The organism is Terriglobales bacterium (genome assembly GCA_035651995.1).
In the GTDB taxonomy this organism is placed as follows: Bacteria; Acidobacteriota; Terriglobia; order Terriglobales; family Acidobacteriaceae; genus DASRER01.
This window is the reverse complement of the sequence record DASRER010000022.1, coordinates 45,120-66,931: the sequence shown is the minus strand read 5'-3', so window position 1 is coordinate 66,931 and position 21,812 is coordinate 45,120. Positions and strand designations below refer to the sequence as shown.

At 65.8% G+C, this 21,812-nt stretch carries 27 protein-coding genes and 1 pseudogene; 8 read left to right on the top strand and 20 right to left on the bottom strand.

The features are described 5' to 3' along the window. Positions 1 to 192: 192 nt before the first annotated feature. Positions 193 to 1,050, bottom strand: coding sequence for a hypothetical protein (locus tag VFA60_08325; protein ID HZQ91780.1), 858 nt, complete (start codon positions 1,048 to 1,050; stop codon positions 193 to 195). A gap of 141 nt (positions 1,051 to 1,191) precedes the next feature. On the opposite strand from VFA60_08325, the gene VFA60_08320 reads away from it, so the two are divergent. Beyond that, positions 1,192 to 1,428, top strand: a complete 237-nt coding sequence (locus tag VFA60_08320; protein ID HZQ91779.1) for a hypothetical protein — start codon at positions 1,192 to 1,194, stop codon at positions 1,426 to 1,428. A gap of 76 nt (positions 1,429 to 1,504) precedes the next feature. Here the strand turns inward: VFA60_08320 and VFA60_08315 are convergent, their stop codons facing one another. Beyond that, positions 1,505 to 2,710: a c-type cytochrome gene (locus tag VFA60_08315; protein HZQ91778.1), complete on the bottom strand. Its 1,206-nt coding sequence runs from the start codon at positions 2,708 to 2,710 to the stop codon at positions 1,505 to 1,507. Positions 2,711 to 2,927: 217 nt separating this feature from the next. On the opposite strand from VFA60_08315, the gene VFA60_08310 reads away from it, so the two are divergent. Further along, entirely contained in the window at positions 2,928 to 3,233 is a 306-nt protein-coding gene (locus VFA60_08310; GenBank protein HZQ91777.1) for a hypothetical protein, read from the top strand. A gap of 30 nt (positions 3,234 to 3,263) precedes the next feature. Here the strand turns inward: VFA60_08310 and VFA60_08305 are convergent. From VFA60_08305 to VFA60_08295, 3 genes and pseudogenes are all read right to left on the bottom strand, one after another. Further along, positions 3,264 to 3,818 (bottom strand): annotated as a pseudogene (locus VFA60_08305) (DUF507 family protein). A 123-nt stretch (positions 3,819 to 3,941) separates the two neighbouring features. After that, on the bottom strand, positions 3,942 to 4,652 hold the full coding sequence (locus VFA60_08300; GenBank protein HZQ91776.1) for a GDSL-type esterase/lipase family protein: 711 nt from the start codon (positions 4,650 to 4,652) through the stop codon (positions 3,942 to 3,944). Continuing rightward, entirely contained in the window at positions 4,649 to 5,800 is a 1,152-nt protein-coding gene (locus tag VFA60_08295) for an acyltransferase (protein HZQ91775.1), read from the bottom strand. The genes VFA60_08300 and VFA60_08295 overlap by 4 nt, the downstream gene beginning before the upstream one ends. A 64-nt stretch (positions 5,801 to 5,864) precedes the next feature. Between VFA60_08295 and VFA60_08290 the strand changes: the two genes are divergently transcribed. Beyond that, positions 5,865 to 6,338, top strand: coding sequence for a hypothetical protein (locus VFA60_08290; protein ID HZQ91774.1), 474 nt, complete (start codon positions 5,865 to 5,867; stop codon positions 6,336 to 6,338). On the opposite strand, the gene VFA60_08285 is transcribed toward VFA60_08290, so the two are convergent. Then, positions 6,332 to 7,507 (bottom strand): cation:proton antiporter, encoded by a 1,176-nt coding sequence (locus tag VFA60_08285; protein ID HZQ91773.1) that lies wholly within the window; start codon positions 7,505 to 7,507, stop codon positions 6,332 to 6,334. The two genes, VFA60_08290 and VFA60_08285, sit on opposite strands and share 7 nt — an antisense overlap. 85 nt (positions 7,508 to 7,592) lie before the next feature. Between VFA60_08285 and recJ the strand changes: the two genes are divergently transcribed. From recJ to glmS, 4 genes are all read left to right on the top strand, one after another. Continuing rightward, positions 7,593 to 9,389, top strand: a complete 1,797-nt coding sequence (recJ, locus tag VFA60_08280) for a single-stranded-DNA-specific exonuclease RecJ (GenBank protein ID HZQ91772.1) — start codon at positions 7,593 to 7,595, stop codon at positions 9,387 to 9,389. Positions 9,390 to 9,525: 136 nt separating this feature from the next. Then, positions 9,526 to 10,308: a LytTR family DNA-binding domain-containing protein gene (locus VFA60_08275; protein HZQ91771.1), complete on the top strand. Its 783-nt coding sequence runs from the start codon at positions 9,526 to 9,528 to the stop codon at positions 10,306 to 10,308. Positions 10,309 to 10,356: 48 nt separating this feature from the next. After that, complete coding sequence (purS, locus tag VFA60_08270; GenBank protein HZQ91770.1) at positions 10,357 to 10,602, top strand: phosphoribosylformylglycinamidine synthase subunit PurS; 246 nt, start codon at positions 10,357 to 10,359, stop codon at positions 10,600 to 10,602. Positions 10,603 to 10,989: 387 nt separating this feature from the next. Beyond that, a complete protein-coding gene (gene glmS, locus VFA60_08265) occupies positions 10,990 to 12,870 on the top strand; it encodes a glutamine--fructose-6-phosphate transaminase (isomerizing) (protein HZQ91769.1) in 1,881 nt (626 codons plus the stop codon). 170 nt (positions 12,871 to 13,040) lie between these two features. Here the strand turns inward: glmS and VFA60_08260 are convergent, their stop codons facing one another. From VFA60_08260 to rimM, 4 genes are all read right to left on the bottom strand, one after another. Beyond that, complete coding sequence (locus VFA60_08260; protein HZQ91768.1) at positions 13,041 to 13,328, bottom strand: PqqD family protein; 288 nt, start codon at positions 13,326 to 13,328, stop codon at positions 13,041 to 13,043. Positions 13,329 to 13,337: 9 nt separating this feature from the next. Further along, positions 13,338 to 13,730, bottom strand: coding sequence for a 50S ribosomal protein L19 (gene rplS, locus VFA60_08255; GenBank protein ID HZQ91767.1), 393 nt, complete (start codon positions 13,728 to 13,730; stop codon positions 13,338 to 13,340). A gap of 114 nt (positions 13,731 to 13,844) precedes the next feature. Next, the gene (trmD, locus tag VFA60_08250; protein ID HZQ91766.1) at positions 13,845 to 14,666 is read right to left on the bottom strand and encodes a tRNA (guanosine(37)-N1)-methyltransferase TrmD; all 822 of its coding nucleotides are present in this window, start codon (positions 14,664 to 14,666) and stop codon (positions 13,845 to 13,847) included. Positions 14,667 to 14,728: 62 nt separating this feature from the next. Next, on the bottom strand, positions 14,729 to 15,283 hold the full coding sequence (gene rimM / locus VFA60_08245; GenBank protein HZQ91765.1) for a ribosome maturation factor RimM: 555 nt from the start codon (positions 15,281 to 15,283) through the stop codon (positions 14,729 to 14,731). Between rimM and VFA60_08240 the strand changes: the two genes are divergently transcribed. Further along, complete coding sequence (locus tag VFA60_08240) at positions 15,167 to 15,409, top strand: hypothetical protein (GenBank protein ID HZQ91764.1); 243 nt, start codon at positions 15,167 to 15,169, stop codon at positions 15,407 to 15,409. The genes rimM and VFA60_08240 overlap by 117 nt on opposite strands. Here VFA60_08240 and VFA60_08235 read toward each other — a convergent pair. The 10 genes from VFA60_08235 to VFA60_08190 form a co-directional block, all read right to left on the bottom strand. Further along, positions 15,385 to 15,615: a KH domain-containing protein gene (locus VFA60_08235; protein HZQ91763.1), complete on the bottom strand. Its 231-nt coding sequence runs from the start codon at positions 15,613 to 15,615 to the stop codon at positions 15,385 to 15,387. The genes VFA60_08240 and VFA60_08235 overlap by 25 nt on opposite strands. Before the next feature lie 76 nt (positions 15,616 to 15,691). After that, positions 15,692 to 15,937: a 30S ribosomal protein S16 gene (rpsP, locus tag VFA60_08230; GenBank protein HZQ91762.1), complete on the bottom strand. Its 246-nt coding sequence runs from the start codon at positions 15,935 to 15,937 to the stop codon at positions 15,692 to 15,694. A gap of 153 nt (positions 15,938 to 16,090) precedes the next feature. Beyond that, positions 16,091 to 16,279 carry a hypothetical protein gene (locus VFA60_08225; GenBank protein HZQ91761.1) on the bottom strand — a complete coding sequence of 63 codons (189 nt, stop codon included), beginning with the start codon at positions 16,277 to 16,279 and terminating at the stop codon, positions 16,091 to 16,093. Positions 16,280 to 16,337: 58 nt separating this feature from the next. Next, positions 16,338 to 17,063: a peroxiredoxin-like family protein gene (locus tag VFA60_08220; GenBank protein HZQ91760.1), complete on the bottom strand. Its 726-nt coding sequence runs from the start codon at positions 17,061 to 17,063 to the stop codon at positions 16,338 to 16,340. A 39-nt stretch (positions 17,064 to 17,102) separates the two neighbouring features. Next, positions 17,103 to 17,738: a chemotaxis protein CheW gene (locus VFA60_08215; protein HZQ91759.1), complete on the bottom strand. Its 636-nt coding sequence runs from the start codon at positions 17,736 to 17,738 to the stop codon at positions 17,103 to 17,105. Further along, a complete protein-coding gene (locus VFA60_08210; protein ID HZQ91758.1) occupies positions 17,738 to 18,604 on the bottom strand; it encodes a protein-glutamate O-methyltransferase CheR in 867 nt (288 codons plus the stop codon). The genes VFA60_08215 and VFA60_08210 overlap by 1 nt, the downstream gene beginning before the upstream one ends. A 4-nt stretch (positions 18,605 to 18,608) precedes the next feature. After that, a complete protein-coding gene (locus VFA60_08205) occupies positions 18,609 to 20,045 on the bottom strand; it encodes a methyl-accepting chemotaxis protein (GenBank protein HZQ91757.1) in 1,437 nt (478 codons plus the stop codon). Between the two features lie 27 nt (positions 20,046 to 20,072). Next, positions 20,073 to 20,435, bottom strand: coding sequence for a chemotaxis protein CheW (locus tag VFA60_08200; GenBank protein ID HZQ91756.1), 363 nt, complete (start codon positions 20,433 to 20,435; stop codon positions 20,073 to 20,075). 105 nt (positions 20,436 to 20,540) lie between these two features. Continuing rightward, entirely contained in the window at positions 20,541 to 21,239 is a 699-nt protein-coding gene (locus tag VFA60_08195; protein HZQ91755.1) for a histidine kinase dimerization/phospho-acceptor domain-containing protein, read from the bottom strand. Between the two features lie 16 nt (positions 21,240 to 21,255). After that, positions 21,256 to 21,603, bottom strand: a complete 348-nt coding sequence (locus VFA60_08190) for a hypothetical protein (protein HZQ91754.1) — start codon at positions 21,601 to 21,603, stop codon at positions 21,256 to 21,258. Positions 21,604 to 21,812 lie beyond the last annotated feature (209 nt).

Here is a 21,812-nt window from a genome sequence, read left to right as displayed (position 1 = left end):
GCAGGCAAATGGGAAGGCGGCGCGAGTTTTTATTTGGCGTGTTTCCAGGTGTTTGGCCGAGACCGGCAGCGGCCGGGGGCTTGACACGATTTTGGGGCAAGCGCTCCTGCAAGCGAGCGGCGGCGCAGAACACGGCAACGCACAAAAAGCCGCGGCTCGCGCCGCGGCCCTTTGCCGTGAGTGGAAAAACTGTTACCGGGTTGGGGGCGGGGCCGGACTGGGCAGCCGCTTGCGGAGCGGAGGCGCCGATTGCGCGGCTGCGTCGCCCTGCGGCGCGCCGGTTGCGGACTGCTGCATCGCCGTCAGCTCGGCCTGCTTGTACTTGGGCTCGCTGATGTAGCCGTGCACGTGGTTCTTGGTCACGCTGTTCAGCACCAGTTCGACCGGCTGCCCGCTCTCGCCGGCATAGAAGACGACCGGCTGATACAGGTTGACGTGCTTCTGGGTAAGCTGGGCATCGTCAACGATCATCTTCAGATCAGCGTATTTGTCCTTGGTGCTGGCCTTGCGGAGGCTCAGGCCGAACGGGCCGGCCTGCTGGAAGTTCTTCGACTTGTCGAGATCGAACTCGTAGTAGTTGCGCTCGCCCCGCCGCTGCAACACGACCAGCTCGTCATGAGTGCGGGCGATGGAATTGCCCAGCTCGGTCTTGGCGCCGTTCAGCGCGTTGGTCAGGTCGGCGCGGGTGGACTCCAGCGCTTTGCCTTGCTCGTCGAGCTTGGCCTGCATCTGCTTCCAGCGCGAGTCGTCGACGCGGCGGCGCTGCACGGTCACGTGGCGCGCCTGCTGACGGGCGGCAGCGAGGTCCTGCTGGGCCTTCTGCTGCGCCGCGGTGATCTGGTCGAGCCGCGCGGTCACGCTGTCAACCTGCGAGCGGGTGTCTTTGAGCGCGGCGACGAGTTCCTGGTTCTGGGCCGCCATGCGGCTGGCCTGGTTGCGCTCACGCAGCGCGAAAACGCCGAGGCCGGCCAGGGAAAGCACGGCCACCAGCACGACCGCCAACGCCGCTTTGGAACCTGAAGTCTGGGGGAGGGGTCCGTTCTCGTACATGGCACACTCCTGCAACGCCGGAGGTGAGAGCAACGCTCATGCCAACGACGACGATCACGTAAGTGGCTTGAAAATCAACCGATTGGGCTGATAGCCTTGCAGCGCGGAAGCGGCTGAATCCGGTACTTTCTGCGAGGCGAGTTGCCGTTTTTACAGCCGGAGACGCGTACGCGGGAGCACCAACCCAATGCGCTGGCCGCGCCGCTGGGCAGCACCACCGATTCCTTCAGCGCCATCTACAACAGTCCGTTCTCAACGCGCTGGTTCGTGATCACGTTCGGAACGGATACTTCGCTGGCTACGGGCCCCGGCTGGGACAACGTGACCGGCGTGGGCACACCCAACGCGCTGAACTTCGTAAACGCGATCTCGCAATAGGCCCGCCTGAGCAGAAAAGCGGCGCCCGGATGAAACCGGGCGCCGCCTCAATTTCTGACCTGCCGATGAACGCCGCCTACTTGCTCGCCGGCTGGGGCTGCGCGGGCGGCGGCGGCTGGAACCTGGCTTCGTCAACGGTGACGTTGTTCTTCACCTCGTTGTACTTCTCGGTGTATCCCTGGCGATCGTCTTCCAGGAAAGTGTGTTTGACGGTGAACGGCACTTTCACTCCGCCGACGTCGCGATAGTCGGAGTAGTCGATCTGCTCGGGGAACGGCCCGACGGGCGTGGGCGAGTAGACGATGCGACGCACCAGCAGCCCCGACTGCGCGTCGAAGAAGTAGCGGGCGCGGCGGCCATCGAGCCACGGTCCGCCGACGACGTAGGCGTCTTTGGAATCCACCGCTTCTCTGCCCACCACGCGGAGGCGGGCGGCGCGCTCTTTCAGCGCGAGTGCAGCCTGAAGGTTGCCATTGGCGGCAATCGTGGCGGTCTGTTGCGCGTTCATCGGACGCGGTCCGCGGGGCGTGTTCACCCAGGCGTTGCTGCCGTCGTACACCTGGCTGACGCCGCCGCTGTAGGCGATCTTGTTGGCGACTTGCGCGACTTCGAACGGGTCGGAGGCGCCGCGATTGATCACCTTCTGCGTTCCGCCTGTGTTCTCAAACCTGGCGTGCAGCAGCACTCCGCGGGAAACGCGGCTGTGCAATCCCTGGATCGCCGAAGCGCCGCCCAGCGCGGCGATGTACTTGTCGAGCAGTTCGGCGACGGCGGGCAGGCCCTGCGCCGCATGGTCGTGCTCGTCCGCGCCTTCGGTGCTGGGGATCATGCCGAAAGACGCGACGGCGACCGGGTCATGGCTGCCGCGATGGCAGGTGTTGCAGGTGACCTCGGTGCGTCCGCCAAAATTGTTCTTGTTGATGTCGAAGACCATGCGCATCATGTCGCGCGCGACCTGCTTGGGCTTCTTGTCGTCGGCCTCGAACTTGCGCTCGGGCGCGGTGACGTGGCAGTGGTCGCAGCCTACGCCGAGCGACGCGCTCACCACCGTCATCACGGGAATGAGCTCCGATGCGGGCAGGTCTTTCAGCACCTGGATGTTCTTGAACTGCTTTTCGGCCGTGGGCTCCTGAGGCGGAACGGCGGGTGCAGTCGCGGGCGGTCGGGGCGGAGGCGGCGGCGTGACGCTTTGACCCGGCGTAACCCCGCCAACCTGCGAAAGCGCCGCGCCGAACAGCGCCAGTACGGCGGCCAACATCAACACGAATCGGTGGAACTTCATCGCGAGGGCCTCTCCTGAAGAATTGAAGGGATACGTTTCTAGCTGAATACACGGCCGGAGGGCAAGAGTTGCGTGCCGGAAGGCGGAAGTGCGGTTGCCAGCTGCCGGTTGGCGGTTGCCAGTTGCGGGATGGGCCCGGCGATACGCGGCGATCGGAGGCGGGCGTTGGAGCGCGGCTGCCGCAGGTTAGCGCCGCACAAACCTCGGCGCGAACGTGGTGGGGGCGGATTGCGCAACTCCCGTCGCCGGGGCGGGTTGTCAGCTACAGGTTTTTTCCAAATCAGGAGGAGAGATGTTGCAGCATCGGGTTACGAAGATCGGAGCAGCATTCCTTGCTGTTCTTTTGTTGATGGGCAGCGCTTCGCCGGCGTTCGCTCGCGCACGCCGCAAAAACTGTGAAGAGAAGATTCGCCGCGACGAGGCGCACCTGCGCGAAGCAGTGCGGAAGCATGGCGAGCACAGCCGCCAGGCGGAGAAATGGCGCCAGCAACTGGAGCGGGCGCGCGCCAACTGCAACCGCTAGAGAATGGAAACCGGGATCTGGGACGTCCTCTCAGATCCCGAGCTTTTTCACTTCCTCGGTGTAGTACTTGCGGTAGAGGATGTCCCACTCCTGGGAGCCCTCCATGATGGTGCGGCGCTGCGACTCGATCTTGGCGCGCGCGGCGGCATCAATGCGCGCTTCCTGCGCCAGCAGCTCCTCCAGCAGGCGGCGCACTTCCAGGCGAATGCTGTTGCGGTCCTCGATGAACTCGACGGCGTCCATTTCGGCGAGCGCGTCGCTCACCGCGTGCGCCAGCTTGTTCACCTTGTCGCGCGATAAACGCACTTAGAGCACCGCCTTGTATTTCCGGACCAGCTCGTTCTTGATCTTCTTGAACATTTCCTGGTAATTGGCGCCGGAACGCGCCATTTCTTCCGAGTATTGCTCGAGGATTTTGCGCACGTCGTCGTTGATGCGGTCTTCGACGGTGAGCTCTTCCATCAGCGCGGCGTTGACGCGCTCGGTCGCCGCCGGGACGTCCGAGGTCTCGATGAACTCACCGGCAATCAGCTTTTTTGTGATCTCGCGGGCCAGGTAGCCCACATATTCCCTGGAGAAGAGCATGCGCGCCGTCGTGGAACCTTCGAGTTTAGCACAGCTGAAAAACGCTGCCGGTTTCCGGCCGCTTGCTGCTGGCCAAACCCTCTTCGCCGTGGCCAGCAGCGAGCAGGCGGCAGGGCCTTCGCTTCAGCGCAGGGCGCGGTCGAGCGCCGCCTGAACGATGGGCGTCATGGCGCGGAAACCGGCGGCGTTGGGATGCAGCCCGTCGTCGGAGAACTCGCGGCGCAACTGGCCGCCGGGCGCGACCATCGCGCTGTAGCAGTCGGCGTATTCAATTCCCTGCTTCGCGGCGAAGTCACGGAGCCAGCGGTTCAGCTCGGCAATGCGGTCGTTCGAGCGCCAGGGGAGGCCTTTGGCGTCGGGAAAAGTGGGCAGCACAGAGACGACCACCAGCTTTACGCTCTGTGCGCGCGCCAGCTCGGCCAGGGACTGGAAGTTGCCGCGCGTGACGGCTTCGGGCAACGCCGTTCCGGCCGCCAGGTCGTTGCTGCCGGCCAGTACGACGATGGCGCGCGGATGCAGCTCGAGGGCGTCACTGCGGAAGCGCGCCAGCACCTGCGAGGTGTTCTGGCTGGAAAGACCGCGGTTCAACGCGCGCTGTCGCGGGAAGCTCTGATCCAATTGCCAGCGCTCGGCGATGGAGTCGCCGATCAGCACGAATCCGCCCTGCCCTGCCGCATCGCGTCGATTGACTTCGGCATAGACAGTTACGCCGGCCCAGTCGCGGCTGAGCGCGCGCAAACGCTCGTGCCGGCGCCACAGGACAAACAGCGCCGCGCCCAGCAGCAGCGCCAGGGCGGTCATCGCGATCGCCACGGCCCGCCAGCCGCGGCTCACGGAAGCTGTCCTTCAACCGGCATAGGTTGCGCCGCGGCGACGGCTGCGGCGGCGCGGGGGCGTGGCGGAAGCCGCGCTTCAATCCTGCTGCGCAGCCGAAGGAACGGCTGTTCGACCACGAAATACGAGACCTCCGCCGCCAGCACCGCCGGCAGCAGGATGCCGAGCGGCCCGTGGAGCGCGAACCAGCCGTCAGGCCGGGCAAACGGCTGCTGCCACAGGTAGAGGCTGTAAGAGATCAGCCCCAGATGCACCAGCGGACGCGCGTTGAGCACGCGTCCCGCCGCGCTCCGCCATTCGCTCACGCACCAGGCCAGCAGCAGCGTGGCGCAAAGCGCCTGCAGCGAGAATCCCGCCGCCAGTGTGTAGCGGCCGGCCAAAGCAATCGTCAGCGCCGGGGAGGCCAGCAGGAGCGCAAGCAGCGCCAGCCAAAGCAGGGCCGGACGGAAGAGCCGCGGCCGCACGCGCGCGAACCCATCCGAATCCCACACCAGGGCCAGCGCGCAACCGAACATCAGGCTGTCCACGCGCGTGTGCAGCATCATGCCGATATGTCCGCGCCAGGCGGGAGCCAGAAAGTAGGTCGCCACGCGGACAAAGGGCGCCAGCACGATCAGGGCCGTTGAGATTTTCAACGCGTGTCGCCGCCCGGCAAGCAGCAGCGTGACCGGCCACAGCAGGTAAAACTGCTCCTCCACGCTCAGCGACCAGGTGTGCGCCAGGTTCCATCCGCCGCCGCCCGGCCAGTAGTTCCACAGAAAAGTGGACGCCGCCAGCAGGTCGCGCCGGGAAACCAGCATCCAGCCGACGCTGGCCGCGGCCGCCGTCGCGCCGAGAAACACGTAGTAAGCGGGAAAGATTCTGAAGACGCGGCGCAGGTAAAAGCGCGGCAGGCTGAAGCGCCGGTAGCGGTCTTCTTCCTGGAGCAGCAGGTAGGTGATCAGGAATCCCGAGATGATGAAGAAGACCGAGACGCCGAGCGCGCCCATCCACTCCAGCAGCCGCAGGCCGATGCGGTTTGCGCCCGCCAGGGGCAGCGCGGCGTGCGAGACGAGCACGAAGGCGATGGAGAGGCCGCGCAGTCCGTCGAGACTCGGCAGTCGCGCGCCCGTTTGCGATGCCTCTCGTGATGGCGCGCCGGCGGCCACTCGGGCGTAGCGTAGTGCATGTTGCCGGGCGCACGCAATCGGCACGCGGGAGTATGATGACCACATGCACGACGACCTCACCGGCCTCAAAGAAGACATGACCGCCTTCATCGAAGGCCACGGCATGCGCCGCTACTCCGGGTTCGTGAACTCGGAGGAGGTCCCCTGCGTGCCTTTCGACGCGGGCGACAATCCCGACAGCTGGAAAGACTTCGTCGAGCTCGCCAAGGCCAGCGGCTCCCCGTTCCTCACCATGAATTCGTTCACGCTCTCGCGTGAAGACCTGGACTACGTGATCGACACGCTGCGCAACTCGCACTTCGCCGACGACGACGAAGTGGACGAGGCCAAGTGGCTGCGCACCCACGTCGGCAAGACAGGCTTCGTGCAGCTCGGCTGGTCGCACCAGGGACTGGTCTTTGTGTTCGAATCGTCCACCGAATGGTACGAGCGCTATCAGCGCCTGATGGAAATGGCCGAAGAGTTCGGCGGCATGGTGAGCGACGAGACCGACCAGGACGACGAGAGACCTTATTGAGCCATGACCGGCCCGCGCTTGCCCACCCCAACCAGCCGCATCAGCGCCGCATTGGCGAGAATTGAAACCAGTGAGGCGGTGAGCGTGGCGTGATACACGGCGTCGTCCACGAGCCCGGCGCGCCGCGAAACGCTGATCAGGACGTAGGAGAACTCGCCGATCTGCGTGAGTCCGATGCCCACGCGAACGGCCGTCGCCAGGGGAGAGCGAAACAGGCGAACGACCGCCGTCCAGATCACGAATTTGCCGGGAACGATCATCAGCAGGAGAGTGGCGAGCAGCGCGGGATGGGACAGCAGCACACCTGGGTTGACAAGCGCCCCGATGGTGACGAAGAAGAGCGCCACGAACACGTCGCGAATCGGAAGCAGGTCGGCGAGAGTGCGATGCGCGTACTCCGAACCGCTGATCACCAGGCCGGCGAGGAACGCGCCCAGAGCGAGCGACAGTCCGAGCGCCTGCGTCACGGCGGCCGTGGCGAAGCCGAGCGCCACCGATACAAGCACGAACAGTTCCTTCGAGCCGGTTGCGGCCACGCGCGCCAGCAGCGGCGGCGCCACCCGTGCGGCCACGAATGCCAGCGGCACGATCAGGGCCAGAGCAAGCCCAATGCTGCGCATCAGCGCCGGGAGCTGGTTTCCGCCCGGCGCATTCATGGCCGGCAGCAGCACGGTCAGCATGACCACGGCCACGTCTTCCATCAGCGTGATTCCGATCATCACGCGGCCGTGCTGGCTGCGCAGCTCACCGCGGTCAATCAGCAGGCGCGACAGGACCATGGTGCTGGCCACGCTGACCACGGCCCCGATGGCGACGCTTGGCAGCGTGCTCCAGCCGGCGATGCGTCCCACGGCGAGCCCGATCCCGATCGACAGCGCGATCCCCAGGGGCGCGCCCAGCAGCGCTACCCACTTCACCTCCAGCAGATCGCGAAACGAGAACTCGATGCCGATCGAGTACATCAGCAGGATGACGCCGATCTCGGCCAGCAGCTCGAGGGCGTGAAGGTCGCCGACGGTCGGCCCGGGCGTGAACGGGCCGATCAGGATGCCGGCGAGCACGTAGCCAAGAATGAGCGGCTGGCGCAACGCGCGGGCCGCCAGCCCGCCGCACACGGCGGCAACGAAAACGTAGGCTAGATCGCGGTAGAGGACTTGCGGCGTCGGCATGACGGAAGCGGCGCCTCACGATGATATCGCGCCCCGATTGCGCGCGGCTCGTCGCGCGGCGGCAAGTTGAGCTAATCTGGCACACATGCGCTGGGACCTGCGAGCTGCCGACGATGGCGCCGTGGCGTCGTTGACCGCCGTCGGCATTCCGCCGGTGCTGGCGCGCTTGCTTGCGATTCGCGGGATGGTGACGGCGGAAGCCGCCGACGAATTCCTGCACCCTGCCCTCGACCGCCTGCATTCACCGTTTCTCATGACCGGAATGCGCGCGGCGGTGTCGCGCCTGCTGGCCGCCATCGCGCGCCAGGAAAAAATCCTGATCTACGGCGACTACGACGTGGACGGCACCACCGCGATCGTCATTCTGAAAGCGGCGATCGAGTTGTGCGGCGGCGCGGCTGAGTTCCACGTGCCGCACCGCATCCGCGAAGGCTACGGCATGCGCGAAGACGTGATTGAGCGCGCCGCGGCCGAGGGCGTTCGGCTCATCATCAGCGTGGATACGGGCATTCGCGCCATGTCGGCGGCCGAAGCGGCGGCGCGGCTGGGCGTGGACCTGATCGTGACCGATCATCACCTGCCGGAGGAGGGTGAGGCGCCGCGCGCGCTTGCCGTGCTGAACCCCAACCAGAGCGGCTGCGAGTATCCGTGCAAGGCGCTGTGCGGCGCGGGCGTGGCATTCAAGCTGGCGCAGGCGCTGCTTACTTCGCCCGACGCCATACTCACGCGCGCCGTGCAGATCGACGCGCTGCTGAAGTCGTTCCTGAAGATGGTGGCGATCGCCACCGTGGCCGACGCGGTGCCGCTCACCGGCGAGAACCGCGTCATCGCCGCGCTCGGGCTGGATGGCTTGCGCTCGCCGGTGAATGCCGGGCTGAAGGCGCTGATCGAAGTTGCGACGGTGGACGTTTCGCGACGGCTGACCTCCGCCGACATCGCTTTCCGCCTGGGGCCGCGGCTCAATGCAGCCGGGCGCATGGATGTGGCCCGCGACGTGGTCGAGCTGTTCAGCACGCGCGACGCGGCCCGCGCGCGCGAGCTGGCGGAGAAGCTCAACCAGCTCAACGGTGAGCGCCAGCAGGAAGAGGCGCGCATCATCGAGGAGATCGAGAAGCTGCTGGCCGAACCCGGCGCGCGCGAGCCCTACTGCCTGGTGGTGGACGGCGACGGCTGGCATCGTGGCGTGATCGGCATCGCCGCCACGCGCGTGGTGGAGCGGTACGGGCGTCCGGCACTGGTCATCGCCCGCGACGATACCGGCGAAGCGCACGGCTCGGGCCGGTCCATTTCTCGTTTTCATCTGCTGGAAGCGCTGGAATCGTGCCGCACGCTGTTTACGCGCTTCGGCGGACACGCGCATGCAGTCGGGTTCTCATTGCCGAGCGAACGTATCGGCGAGCTGCGATCTGCGCTCGACAAGCACGCGCGGGCGCGGCTCACGCCGGCGGACTTTGAGCCCCGGGTCGCGATTGACGCCGAACTGCCGATTCACGCCGTGACGCCGGAGTTCTACGAGCTTCTTCGGCAGATGGAGCCGTTCGGCATCGGCAACCCGCAGCCCACGTTCGCGGCGCGCGGCGCGCGCCTGGTTCTGCCTCCGCGCGTGCTCAAGGAGAAACATTTGAAGCTGCGCCTGCAGCAGCCCACGGCGGGCGATCGCAAGACGCATCGCAGCTTCGATGCCGTGGGCTGGCGCATGGCAGAGTTGTTCCACGAATCGCCGTTGCTCACCGGCGACACGCTCGACATTGCGTTTCGCGTGGAGAAAAACGTCAGCCAGGAATTCGGCGGCGGACTGCAGCTGGAACTGGTGGATGCGCAGCGAGCAGTCGCACCCGCTGCGCCGCAAATCCTGCAAATCGCCGCCAGCGCGGGCGAATAAGAGCAAAGGCGTTTCACACAACGGACGCAGAGGGCACACAAAGCAGCTTCGGTGAGCGGCCTTGGTGAGACGTTCGTGTCCTTCGTGTGAAATGCCTTCTGTCCATCATCTATACTTTTCTGTTCTGGCCAGCCATATGCCGCTGACAACCATGATCGTGGACGACGAGCAGCCGGCGCGCGACGAGCTCGCCTATCTGCTCAAGTCGGTGGACGACCTGCAGGTTGTCGCCACGGGCAAGAACGGCCTCGAGGCCGTGAGCCTGATCCGCGAGCATGCGCCCGACCTTGTTTTTCTGGACGTGCAGATGCCGGGGCTCGACGGCTTCGGCGTCATCAAGAAGCTCATCGAGAAGAAGACGCCGCTGCCGCAGTTCGTATTCGCCACCGCTTTCGATCAGTACGCGGTGAAGGCGTTCGAGGTGAACGCGGTTGACTACCTGCTCAAGCCCTTCGACAAGAAGCGCGTGCTGCAGGCGGTACAAAAGGCGCGGCGCAACCTGCACAACGAAGCGCCCTCGAGCGAGCGCCTGGACGCCCTCGTGCACATGCTGGAAGCGCAGCAATCGCAGCAGGCGAGGTCGAGCAAGATCGTGCTGCGCGCCGGCGGCCGGCTGTTCCTGGCGGACCAGAAAGACATCTGCTACGCCTCCATCGAAGACGGCGTGATCACGGTGGTGACCGCCAGCGGCATGGAGGGCCAGTCGAACTGCCGGACGCTGGAGGAGCTGCTTACCTCGCTCGACCAGAAACTGTTCTGGCGCGCGCACCGCTCGTACCTGGTGAACGTGAACCGCATTAAAGAAGTGGTGCCGTGGTTCAAGTCGAGCTACCAGCTGCGCATGGACGACAAGAAGCAGACGGAAGTGCCGGTGAGCCGCGCGCAGACCCGGCGGCTTCGCGAGCTGTTCGGGCTGTAAGACCCTACCGCGGATCAACGCGGATGAACGCGGATTACTCAGGAGCGAATGAAAGCTTACGTTTACGTTTCGCTGAAAAAGTCGGTGCTCGACCCGCAGGGGAAAACCATCCAGGGCGCGCTCAAGAAGATGGGTTACCGGTCGGTGAGCGATGTCCGCCAGGGCAAGTTCTTCGAGATCGCCCTCGGCGAAAGCGTGGACCGCGCCCAGGCGCAGGCGCAGGTGGAGAAGATCGCGCGCGACGTGCTTACCAACCCCGTCATCGAGGAGTTCAGCTACCGGATCGAGGAGTGAGGCGCAGCTTGGCTGCCCGGCGGTTGGCAGTTAGCACTTGGCATTTGGCCGTGCAGGCCCGGTGCTGAGTTGGGTAAGAGCGGTTCACACGAAGGACACGAAAGGCACATGAAGGGTGACGCGAGCAGCAGCGGTTGCGCCAGCCATCATTACCCCACGATAGCGCCGCACGCAAGCCGACGCGAACGTGGGGCGCTTCGTGGTTACCTTCCTGTCCACTCCCGGTAACGTCGGTAACCGGGCTTGCGCCTGTCAATCTGGCCGTGGTTGGCCCATAATGAAGCTGGACATGTATGAAGCTGCGTTTGGGCGGCTCTCACCTAATCGTCAGGCCCGCTTTTTCAGCGACTTAGCATTCGCGCCCTCACGCGGCACGGGAGTGTTTTTATGTGCGGCATAGTGGGATACGTCGGTAAGAAGCGCGTGGTGCCGGTCATCGTGGACGGGCTGCGACGGCTGGAGTATCGCGGGTACGACTCGGCAGGCATCGCGGTCGCCGGCAACGGCGAAGGGCTCCAGGTGCGCCGAGCCGAAGGCAAGCTGCGCAACCTGGAAGAGGCCATCCGCCTCAAGCCGCTCGACGGCACCTACGGCATTGGACACACGCGCTGGGCCACCCACGGACGTCCCACGGAAGAGAACGCCCACCCGCACCGCGACTGTACCGGCCGCGTGGTGGTGGTGCACAACGGCATCGTCGAAAACTACCTCTCGCTGAAGCGCAAGCTGGCCGAGCAGGGACACAAGTTCGTCACCGAGACCGATACGGAAGTGATCGCGCACCTGGTGGAGAAGCACCTGGCCTCCAGCGGCGGCAACGGCCACGGGCACATGGCGCTGGAAGAAGCGGTGCGCCGCACGGTGCGCGAGCTGACCGGCGTCTTCGCGCTGGCGGTCATCACAGTAGACGAGCCGAACAAAATTGTGGCGGCGCGCAACGGGCCGCCGGCCGTCATCGGCCTGGGAAAAGACGAATACTTCGTGGCCAGCGACGTTCCGGCCATCCTGTATCACACGCGCGACCTGTTCTTCCTCGCCGACGGCGACCTGGCGGTCATCACGGCCACCGGCGTGCAGCTCACCGACTTCAACGGCCAGCCGATTTCGCGCCAGGTGCAACACGTCACCTGGGACCCGATCATGGCGGAAAAGGGCGGCTTCAAGCACTTCATGCTCAAGGAAATTTTTGAGCAGCCGCGCGCCGTGCGCGACACCATGATCAGCCGCGTCTCGCCGGATTCAGGCACCGTTTACCTGGAGGAAATGGAGATCACCGAGGCCGAGTTCCGCGCCACGCAGAAGATCAACATCGCCGCCTGCGGAACCAGCTGGCACGCGGGCCTGGCGGGCAAGTTCATGATCGAGCGCCTGGCGCGGGTCCCCACCGAAGTGGACTACGCCAGCGAGTGGCGCTACCGCGACCCGATCATCGATCCGAAGGACATCACGCTGCTGATCACGCAGTCGGGCGAAACAGCCGACACGATCGCGGCGCAACGCGAGGCCAAGGCCAAGGGCTCGAAGACGCTGGGCGTCTGCAACGTGGTGGGCTCCATGATTGCGCGCGAAGCCAGCGGCACGATCTATACCCACGCCGGACCGGAGATCGGCGTGGCCTCGACGAAAGCATTCACGGCGCAGCTCACGGCGCTGTACCTGTTCGCGGTTTACCTGGCGGAGTTGCGCGGCACGCTGAAGACCGATGAAGCGCGCCGCCTGCTGAACGAATTGCGGCTCGTTCCGGGAAAACTGGAGTCGCTGCTCACCCACGCCGAGGTCTGCGAGGACCTCGCGCGCGAGTACGGCAAGGCGCACGACTTCCTCTTCCTCGGCCGCGGAATTCACTACCCCATCGCGCTGGAGGGCGCGCTCAAGCTGAAGGAAATTTCCTACATCCACGCCGAAGGCTATCCCGCCGGCGAGATGAAGCACGGTCCCAACGCGCTCATCGACGAAAACCTGCCGGTCGTCATCCTGGCCACCTGCGACAAGAACGACCGCGGCTCGGTGACGCGCTATGAGAAGACGCTTTCCAACCTGAAGGAAGTGAAGGCGCGCTCAGGACGCGTGATCGCCATTGCCACCGAAGGCGACGAAGAGATCAAGGAAGCCGCCGACAACGTGGTGTTCGTGCCGCCGGCGCCGGAGCTGCTGCTGCCGATTTTGGAAGTGGCGCCGCTGCAGCTGCTGGCGTACTACATCGCGGTCAAGCGCGGCTGCGATGTGGACCAGCCGCGCAATTTGGCGAAGTCGGTGACCGTGGAGTAGCAGCACTCAGCAGTCAGCGTTCAGCCCACGGACGTTCGTGCTGGCGCAGACGAAGATCAACGGCCCGACACGAAGGGCACAACGAAAGAGCCGGGCGGCGAGCCCGGCTTTTGTTTCTTTGGAACAACCGCGACCCTGCACCGGCTGGATTGAGGGCTGACTGCTGATTGCTAAACCAGCTCGACCAATCCTTTTTCCCGCAGACGCTCCACAAATTCCCGCAGGTCGCGCTCGCAGACGTCGGCGGTGACGTCGTACTGCTCGGTGATGCGCTGGGCCACCAACTGCAGCGAGCCATTCTCTTCCAGCAGATGCCACATGCGGGTGCCCATCGGATCGAGGCCGAAGTAGGTGCCGGTCTTGAGGTCGAGCAGCACGGCCTCGTCTTCCAGGTCACGGTAGATCACGTCAGGCGCAATGCGCACCGAGGACGTCAGCGCTATCTCAGGCGAAGCCACCACCATCTCCTAGGTGTTCTCTGCCGCAGCGGCGGCAACGGGCGCACCTTCCTGCTTCTCCACCTCGCGCAGGCGGGCAGCTTTGCCGCGCAGGTTGCGCAGGTAGTAGAGCTTGGCGCGGCGCACGCGCGAGGAGCGCACCACGTCAATCCTGTCGATCACCTTGGAGTTGAGCGGGAAGATGCGCTCCACGCCCTGTCCGAAGCTGATCTTGCGGACGGTGAAGCTGGCCTGCGGGCCCGCGGTGCGCGAGATCACGATGCCTTCGAACGCCTGCGTGCGCTCCTTATCGCCTTCCTTGATGCGCACGTGCACGCGGATGGTGTCGCCGGCGCGGAACGCGGGAATATCGGTGCGCTGCACCTTGGCGAGCAGCCGTTGAATGATGGGTGATGTCGACATTGTCTTTTCCTCTGGCGCTTAACGCCTTCAAATTCGCAATTGGCACTCAGCAGCTGGCATTTGGCCGTCGAGGCCTGTGCTCAGTGCCAGCGGCCTTCCATGCGCCGCAATGGTTCACTGCTTCTCTCCGCCCGGCTCGGCAATCACGCGGGCCACGAATTCCCTGTCTTCTTCGGCGAGCTCGCTCTGCCGGAGCAGCTCCGGCCGGTTGCGCAGCGTTTTCTCCAGCGCTCTCTGCCGGCGCCAGCGGCGGATCTGGTCGTGGTTTCCGCCCAGCAGCACCTCGGGGACCTTCATCCCGCGAAAGTCTGCCGGCCGCGTGTAATGCGGATAGTCCAGCAGCCCGCCGGAACCGCAGGTGGAATCGGGCGCGGCGCCCGTCTCCAGTCCAGTATATCCGCCAGCGCCGGAGGTGAAGCTCTCCTGCCGCGCCGAGGCTTCGTTCCCCAGGGCGCCGGGCAACAGGCGGGTGACGGCGTCCACCACGATCGCCGCCGCCAGCTCGCCGCCGCTCAGCACGTAGTCGCCGACTGACAGCTCGCGGTCGGCCAGGTGCTCGCTCACGCGCTCGTCTACGCCTTCGTAGCGGCCGCAGATGAGCACAATCCGCTCCAGCTGCGCCAGCTCCCGCGCCACTTCCTGGCGAAACAGCCGCCCTTGCGCCGAGAGCACGATCACCGCTTCCCGCCGGCGCTCGCCGCGCGGCGCCAGGCCGAGCGACTCGACGCACTCGAACAGCGGTTCGGGCTTGAGCACCATGCCCTCGCCGCCGCCGAAGGGCCTGTCATCCACCGTGCGATGACGATCGCGAGTAAAGGCCCGCAGGTCGTGCACGGCAACGTCCACCAGTCCCGCCTCCTGCGCCCGCCGCACAATGCCGTGATCGAGCGGGCCGCGGAAGAAGCCGGGGAAAATCGTCAGTAAATCAAACTTCATTGCCATCAAGGCAAAAGGAAAAAGTAGAAGGCAAAAGCAGGAAACTTCTCCCCTCAAGCGCTTTAACTTTTTCCTTTTTCCTTTTTCCTTTTGCCTTTCGTTTCTGCGCCCCGGTGCTGCTCCTGCTTCTCTGCCGCGCTCAGAGGCGCGTCGAGTGCGAGCAGGCCTTCCGGCAGCGCAACCTCGATCCGCCGCCCGCCAACGTCCATCTTCCGCAGGAACTCTTCCGCGAACGGGACCAGCAATTCCCTGCTGCCGCTCTTTACCACCAGCAGCGGCGCTTCGCCGGCGCCGGCGAGAACATCGTCAATCACGCCCAACTGGCGGGGCGTCTCTCGGCCAACTTCGACGACCGCGCATCCCACCAGGTCGCCGGCGTAGGCTGCGTTGCCTTCCAGCGGCGCGCGCTGGCCTCGCTCGATCTGCACTTCGGCGCCGGCCAGCTTTTCCGCGTCGGAGATCGAATCCACGCCGCGGAACTTCAAAATCATGCGGCCTTTGTGGGGCCAAAAGTCTTCAATCTCAAACCCGCTGAGCTGCCCGCGCCACTGGCCGCTCTTCAACAGCAGGTGAACATGCTTGCGTTCAGCAAACCGCCCGGGAAAATCGGTGAGCAGTTCGGCGGCAACTTCGCCGCGCCTTCCCTGCGGTTTGATGATCCGCGCGATGCTCACCAGGTCGCGGCCCGGCTGATCGCGCTCGTCCTTCGTGCGGCCGGCTATTCGATGATCTCCAGCGTGTAGCGCTTGTGCAGCTTCATGCTCGCGGCCGCCAGGATGGTGCGCAGCGAGCGCGCCGTGCGCCCCTGCTTGCCGATCACCTTGCCGAGGTCGCTCTCGGCGACGCGCAACTCCAGGACGGTTTCGCCACCCTCGTCCACCGCCTCGACCGACACCTGGCTCGGATCGTCCACCAGCACCTTGGCGATTTCCTCCACTAGGGCGCGCATGTCCCCGCTCTCTCCTGTCATAAGCGGCCTCTCTTTCTGCCGTTGGGACGTGGTATGGCGGCGCTGCTTAACGCGGCTAGGCCGCGGTGGGCGCCGGCGCGGGCTTCTGCAGCAGCTTGTTCACGGTTTCCGACGGCTGCGCGCCCTTCGAGAGCCAGTAATCAACGCGCTCGCGGTCCAGGTCCACGGTCGCCGGGTTGGTGCGCGGGTTGTACGTGCCCACCACCTCCACCGAGCGTCCATTGCGCGCGCGCTGCTTGTCAATCACCACCACGCGATAGTAGGGCTGTTTGCGCGCACCAACGCGCGAAAGACGAATCATTAACACTGGAAAATGTTGTCCTTTCTTGTGCTTACCGGGAAACCGGTTCTGACTCCGGGAGGGCGCACCTCAGGCGCAGCCGCAGCGGGCAGAGCCTCATATTATGGCGTAAACAGCGCGGAATTAGCAACTCGCGAGCGCGCGCAGGGCTGGTTATTCCGAATCCCAACGAACCGTTGCTCCGCGCAACAGACGCCCGGCCGCCTGCTCGGCGATTGCCTTCGCTTTTTCGATATCGGGCCACACGCCGCCGGCGGTTACGTTGCTTTTCTCGGGACCGAGATAGGCGATGGACAGGCTGAAACCGCCGAATGCGAACGGCTCGATGGTGAAGTCGAGCACTTCGGCTCGGTTGGCAGCGCGGCCATGGACCTTCCTCGGCGGCCTCATCACCCGATGCTCAACTCTGACCAGCCGCCCGGAGGACGTCCGCCGGTTCCGCTCGGTCCTTGAAGTCGGGGCTGGCATAGGCAAACCGGACCGTGCGGACGCGGGCGACCTCGCCCGCGTCCTTACCGGCGATCACGAACGTTGCCGCCAGCGGCAGCTCCCAGCTCGGATCGCCGTTCGAGTTCGGCAGATTGATGAAGATGCCGCGGTAGTGGCGCTCAAGGTAATCGGGCACGCGGTACGCCAGCCCGAACTGGCGCGCGACCGCGTTGCCTGTGTCGCTCAGGACGGGGAACGTCAGCTTGTGCTGCTCGGCGGTGAAGCTGGTGTGGAGCGGCTTCTGCGGCGAGATGGCGACCAGCGAGGCGCCTGCGGCTTGAACCTGCGGCAAACGCGCCTGCCAGGCTTCGAGGGTAGCGACGCAGTACGGGCACCAGCGCCCGCGGAAGAACACGACGATCAGCGGCCCGCGGACGAGCAGGTCCGCCGAGCGGACCACTTGCCCGCGCTGGTCGACTAGTTCGAAATCGGGCGCCGTCGCGCCGACGCGAAGGATGCGCTCGGTTATCCCTGAAGCCCGCAGGTCGTCAATGGCGCGCTCAGGTGGCTCGAGTTTTTCCGGCGGGACGAGTGAGCTGACGCGGCCGGTGATTTCAGCCAGCGTGAGCCGAAGTGGTTTTTCCGCGCTGACAGGTCCGGTTTCCTCGTTGCTGGCGCCGCGCCACATGCCAGTCATTGTCTCATCCGGAGTGCTTGGGACGGTCCGGCGTGGGACCTACGCGGGGCGACGAGTGAGTTCGCGCAGGTTGAGGACGGGGACCAGCACGTCGCCGGCGGTGAGGGCCGCCCCCATGTAGATCTTCATGCTGCCCAAGGCGGTGCTCAGCGGCAGCACGCGCACTTCGTCCTGGCGCAAGACCTCGTCGACGACTACGGCCAGGTCCTCACCCACCAGCACACGGGCGGTGCGCGTTGCAACCGGCCGCAATCCCAGCAGCGCATCCAAACGCGAGGCAGCACTTCCATCCGGGTCGCGAACCTGTTTCACCTGATCTATGGGAACGGCGAAGCGCTGCCCGCCGGCTGAGACGAACAGCACCGCCATGGCGCCGAAGGCGCCGGGCGCGATCTGGGCGCGCGCCTCCAGCTCCACGCGCAACCCGTGGATGGCGTCGGCCAGTCGTGTCAGGTCGCGGTCCATTTCGCGGATCTGCTCCTCGAGCTTCGACGCCGCGGCCATCAGCGCAGGTTCCAGCCGCGCGGCGGAGAACTGCGCGCGCACGCGATCGAGTTCCGCCAGCCGCGCTTCCAGGCGCAGCCGCTGATCCATCAGCCCGGCGAGCGCCCGGTCGAGCGCGACGCTCGGCTCAGGGGCAGGCTGCCGGTCGAAGAGGTCGAGCACGTTGTCCATCACATGCCTCCGGCGACGGCCAGGTTGCGGCTGATGCCCGCGGGCTTCTGCAACACGATTTCGCCCTCGCGCTCCACCGCGGCGAAGCGCCCGTACGACTGCATCGTGGCCGCCTCTCCGGGCGCGAGCAGCAGGTAGCCGCCCGGCTCCAGGTGCTCGTGGAAGCGCTCCAGCAGATGCGCGCGGCGGGGCCGCGCCAGCCAGCCGAGCACATCGAGGCAGAAGATGCAGTCGAAGCGCCCCATGTATTCGCCCTCGAGCAGGTTGGCGCATGCAAACTTCACCATTCCGCGCAGACGCGGCTTGACCATGAGCATTTCTCCGGCGCGCGCGAAGTAGTTCTCGATCTGCTCGGGCGGCATGGAGTTGAAGGCGCTGCGCGGGTAAACGCCGCGCTCGGCCGTCTGGATGGCGTGCCGCCTCAGATCGCAGCCCAGCAGCTCGATGTTCCAGGCGTCGAGCGACGCGAGCGTCTCCAGAACGCTGATGGCGATGGAATACGCCTCCTCGCCCGCTCCGCACCCGGCGCTCCACACGCGCAGCGCGCGCGGCCGGTCCCAGAATTTCTTCATGTGCATCTCGGGCAGGACGCGGCGCTCGAAGACGTCGAAGATGGCCGCGTAACGGCGAAACTTTCCTTCCGACGCGAGCACGCGATCGAGCAGGCCCTCGTACTCGGCGGCTGACGCGCCAACCGCGCGCAACAGGTCCGCCGGCGCGACGCGGCGGGAGCGCGCGTAGTCTTCCGCCTGGGCGGCCAGCCATGCGCGGCGCTCACCTTCGAAAACCAGGCCGGAGCGCCCCTCCAGGCGCCTGACCAGGTCCTCGATCTGGGCGTCGTCGAGTTTGGCCTTGCGCTCGCTCATCGTGTTACGCGTTGTTGCCGGCGGCCGACTTGGCTGCGTCACTCAGGAGGGCGGTTTCCAGCGGTGAGGCGCGCAGCCCGGCCAGCGCCGCCGCGAGCTGCTGCGCCAGCTTCTCCGCCTGCTCGGCGTTGAGTGTGCCGCGCCGCGCGTGCTGGCCGGCGAGGCGGAGCAGGTCGGTGGCCGATTGCAGCGCCGCGCTCACCGTGCGCGCCGCGTCGGCCTGGCGAGCGCAGGCAACAGTGATCACTTCCGCGCGCGCGCTCGCCTCCTGCACTGCCGCGAGCGCGCCTTCCAGCGCCTGTGCCGCCTGCCCCGAGTTCTGCGACGACGCCTCGGCCGCACGCCGCTCGCTTTCCAGAGCGCGCTTCAGCGCCGCGCTCTCTTCGCTCATCCCGGAGATCAATTGCGCGATGCCGCGGCTGATGCTGGCGGCGTCTTCGGCCAGCTCGCGGAAACGCTCGGCGGCCAGCGGCGACGTGCGCCCGGCCGCGCCGGCGCGCGCCGACTCGATGGCCGCGTTCAGTGCGAGCAGGGTTGCGTTTTCCGTCACCTGCGCCAGCGGATGCAGCATCTGCAGCGCCGAATCGGAGGACTGCTGCAGCTTCTCCACCGCCTGCCGCGCCGACTCCAGCGCCGCGCCCATGCGGTCCAGGTCGCCGCGCGTGCCGGTGATCTGCTTGTGCGCCTGCTGCACCGCGCCGGCGGCCTGCTGTGAAGCCCGCAGCACCGCGTCGAAGTTGTCGCTCACCTGCTTGATGGAGGGCGGCAGCGCCGCGAAGGCTTCGGTGGCGTTGGCCACCTCGCGCTCCTGCTCACCGACGGTGCGCCCCGAGTGTTGCGACAGGGTGAGCGCATCCGCCGCATTGCCGGCGAGCTGCTGCGCCAGCTTGCGGCCCGACTGCAACACCACGCCCGCCGCTTCCAGGGTGCGATTGAAGTTGGCAATGGCGCGGCCCAGGTCGTCATCGCCGCCGACGCCGCGGGCGCTGAGGTCGCCGCTCGCCGCCTGCGATGCGGCCACAGAGAATTCGCTGATCCGCTGCCGCAGCGAGGCCAGTTCCTGCTGATCGGCGGTGGCGGCAGCCATGCGCCGGGCAAGCTCGGTTATGCGGTCCGCAAGAAAAGCGAAATCATCGTCGCTGGAAACCGGCCGCGTGCCGGAATCCTCGCGCCACTCCATCGTCTCCGCGTAGGTGGTCAGCTCGTTCAGCGGCTTCAGGATGCGCGTCGCCAGCCACAGCAGCGAGAACAGAACCATCACTGCCACGAGCGCCGCAATCCATAAGCGCAGACCGGCAGCAAATGGCAGCGCGCCGAAGTCGACGAGCGACAAGCCGCCGCTGCGCGCGCCCGCGCTGTAGGCCAGCGCAAATACCGCCAACAACGCCGCCAGGTTAATTCCGATCGTCCGCCAAAGGACCGAACTCAGCCGCCCTTTCACTTTTTCCTCCCGCCCCCGCACAACCACTCACAGTTCAGCCAGCATTCCCTTTGTGTCGACGACTTCCGCCGGCGGCGTTTCCTGCTCCACCAGCCGGGGCCCGCATGCCGCAATCGCGAACCTCGCCCTGGACCGGCCCGCGATCAGGACATGCGTGAATTCCGGGGAATCTCCATCGCCCGCCTGGACTGCGATCACCGGCACCGCTTCATCGCCCAGCGCAAACAAACCCAGCACGCGGCCAGGCGCGAGCGGCAAACAGGCCACCGCCGGCCAGGCGCGGATCTCATGAACCTGCTCCGCGGGAAGACACAGCTCTCTCCCGGCGCGAAAAACACACCAGCGACCTCGTGGCTCGTTCATGTCAGCCTGTGCAGTGGAAAAAAGCATGCCGACACTAGTCCTTGGCCGTGCAGAATGCAATCAGCACTCCAACCGAGTAACCCGGCAGGCAATGGCGCGGAAGCGCTAAGTTACAGATTTGGCGAAGAAAACTTAGGCGCTGTGGCGAAGGCGCCGCGACCGCCGTTCCTCGGGTGGAAAGCGCGTCTCAGACTGAGACGGGGCGGTGGCGAAGCGCATTTCCGACGCGAGCGACGCGAGCCGCCGCATGATCTCGTGCATGCGCATCGTCATGCTGTGGATGATCTCGACCTGGGCGCGGACCTCTGGCGCCAACGCCTCGCCCATCAGCAGGAGTTCGGCATTCCCGAGCACCGACGTAAGCGCGTTGTTCACGTTGTGACGCATCTCCAGCACGTAGCGCCCCACCGTGGCATGACCGAGCGACGCCGCGGCGGCCTCTTCGGCCCGGCGCGCCATCTCCGCCAGCCGCTGTCGGCGAAGAATTTCCCGGCCAAGAACGACGGCCGTATCGATCCAGTCTTCATGCTGCTGGAGCACAATGGTTGGCGCGCCGTATTCGCGCGTCTGGGCTGACTCCGCGAAGCACACGACAGAAAGTTTTGCGATGCGCGAGAGGGCTTGCAGCAGAAGATCGAGGCGCTCGCCGGCAAGGCCGGCGACCACGGCGAGGTCGCACTTCACGGCCTGCGCTGCGGCCCGCGAAGCGCTGGCGACAACGAACTGCGGCGCGGCGGCATCGCTGCTCCAGCGGCCCTGCAGCGCCAGCGCCTGGCTCTCATCGCCGGCCACGATCAGCACGATCTGCGCTTTGTTGTCGCTTTCCTGCATTCGAAGAAGCCGCTGCTCAATGTTTACGAATCGGCAGGCTGTCGGCGCTATCGAGCACGCGCGCCGCAACCGCCGTCTTGCCGTTGTGGTAGCGCGTTGCCACCACGGTGACTGTAACGTCCAGCGACCCGTCTTTGTTGATCACGCGCAGGTTGTCCCCGCTCTCAAACGGCAGCGCCGAGGTGAAAATCATCTCGGTGGGCGTGCCCAGTTCGATGCGCGTCTGCTCGTTGAAAGCGCGGCCGCAGCGGTCCGTGCCGCTGATCGAAACGCTGGTACGCATCGGCACCGCCCGCGGAAAGAAGCGGGCCAGCGCCGGAATTGAGGAGTTGTCGCGGAGAATCGTCGCCCTGTGACGCAGCACTCTCGGCCTCCCAGGCCGCTCAAACCTGCGCTTCGCAGGTCCGGCCAGGTACAAGTCTGATTTATGGTGTTGCGGGCTTTGCCAGAACAACGGCAATAGTGCACGGCGACGGCCAAATAAACGAGGAGTGCGCAACGTCTACAAGTTATTGATTTATCGTGGGGAGCAGCTTTCGCCCGGGCGTAAGTTCAGGCCGGCTGTCTCAACTT

Coding starts and splice junctions, on each gene's coding strand:
- VFA60_08325 (HZQ91780.1), bottom strand. CDS start 1,050: ATGTACGAGAACGGACCCCTCCCCCAGACTTCAGGTTCCAAAGCGGCG.
- VFA60_08315 (HZQ91778.1), bottom strand. CDS start 2,710: ATGAAGTTCCACCGATTCGTGTTGATGTTGGCCGCCGTACTGGCGCTG.
- VFA60_08290 (HZQ91774.1), top strand. CDS start 5,865: ATGCACGACGACCTCACCGGCCTCAAAGAAGACATGACCGCCTTCATC.
- VFA60_08285 (HZQ91773.1), bottom strand. CDS start 7,507: ATGCCGACGCCGCAAGTCCTCTACCGCGATCTAGCCTACGTTTTCGTT.
- recJ (HZQ91772.1), top strand. CDS start 7,593: ATGCGCTGGGACCTGCGAGCTGCCGACGATGGCGCCGTGGCGTCGTTG.
- VFA60_08275 (HZQ91771.1), top strand. CDS start 9,526: ATGCCGCTGACAACCATGATCGTGGACGACGAGCAGCCGGCGCGCGAC.
- purS (HZQ91770.1), top strand. CDS start 10,357: ATGAAAGCTTACGTTTACGTTTCGCTGAAAAAGTCGGTGCTCGACCCG.
- glmS (HZQ91769.1), top strand. CDS start 10,990: ATGTGCGGCATAGTGGGATACGTCGGTAAGAAGCGCGTGGTGCCGGTC.
- rplS (HZQ91767.1), bottom strand. CDS start 13,730: ATGTCGACATCACCCATCATTCAACGGCTGCTCGCCAAGGTGCAGCGC.
- trmD (HZQ91766.1), bottom strand. CDS start 14,666: ATGAAGTTTGATTTACTGACGATTTTCCCCGGCTTCTTCCGCGGCCCG.
- VFA60_08235 (HZQ91763.1), bottom strand. CDS start 15,615: ATGCGCGCCCTAGTGGAGGAAATCGCCAAGGTGCTGGTGGACGATCCG.
- rpsP (HZQ91762.1), bottom strand. CDS start 15,937: ATGATTCGTCTTTCGCGCGTTGGTGCGCGCAAACAGCCCTACTATCGC.
- VFA60_08220 (HZQ91760.1), bottom strand. CDS start 17,063: ATGACTGGCATGTGGCGCGGCGCCAGCAACGAGGAAACCGGACCTGTC.
- VFA60_08215 (HZQ91759.1), bottom strand. CDS start 17,738: ATGGACAACGTGCTCGACCTCTTCGACCGGCAGCCTGCCCCTGAGCCG.
- VFA60_08210 (HZQ91758.1), bottom strand. CDS start 18,604: ATGAGCGAGCGCAAGGCCAAACTCGACGACGCCCAGATCGAGGACCTG.
- VFA60_08200 (HZQ91756.1), bottom strand. CDS start 20,435: ATGCTTTTTTCCACTGCACAGGCTGACATGAACGAGCCACGAGGTCGC.
- VFA60_08195 (HZQ91755.1), bottom strand. CDS start 21,239: ATGCAGGAAAGCGACAACAAAGCGCAGATCGTGCTGATCGTGGCCGGC.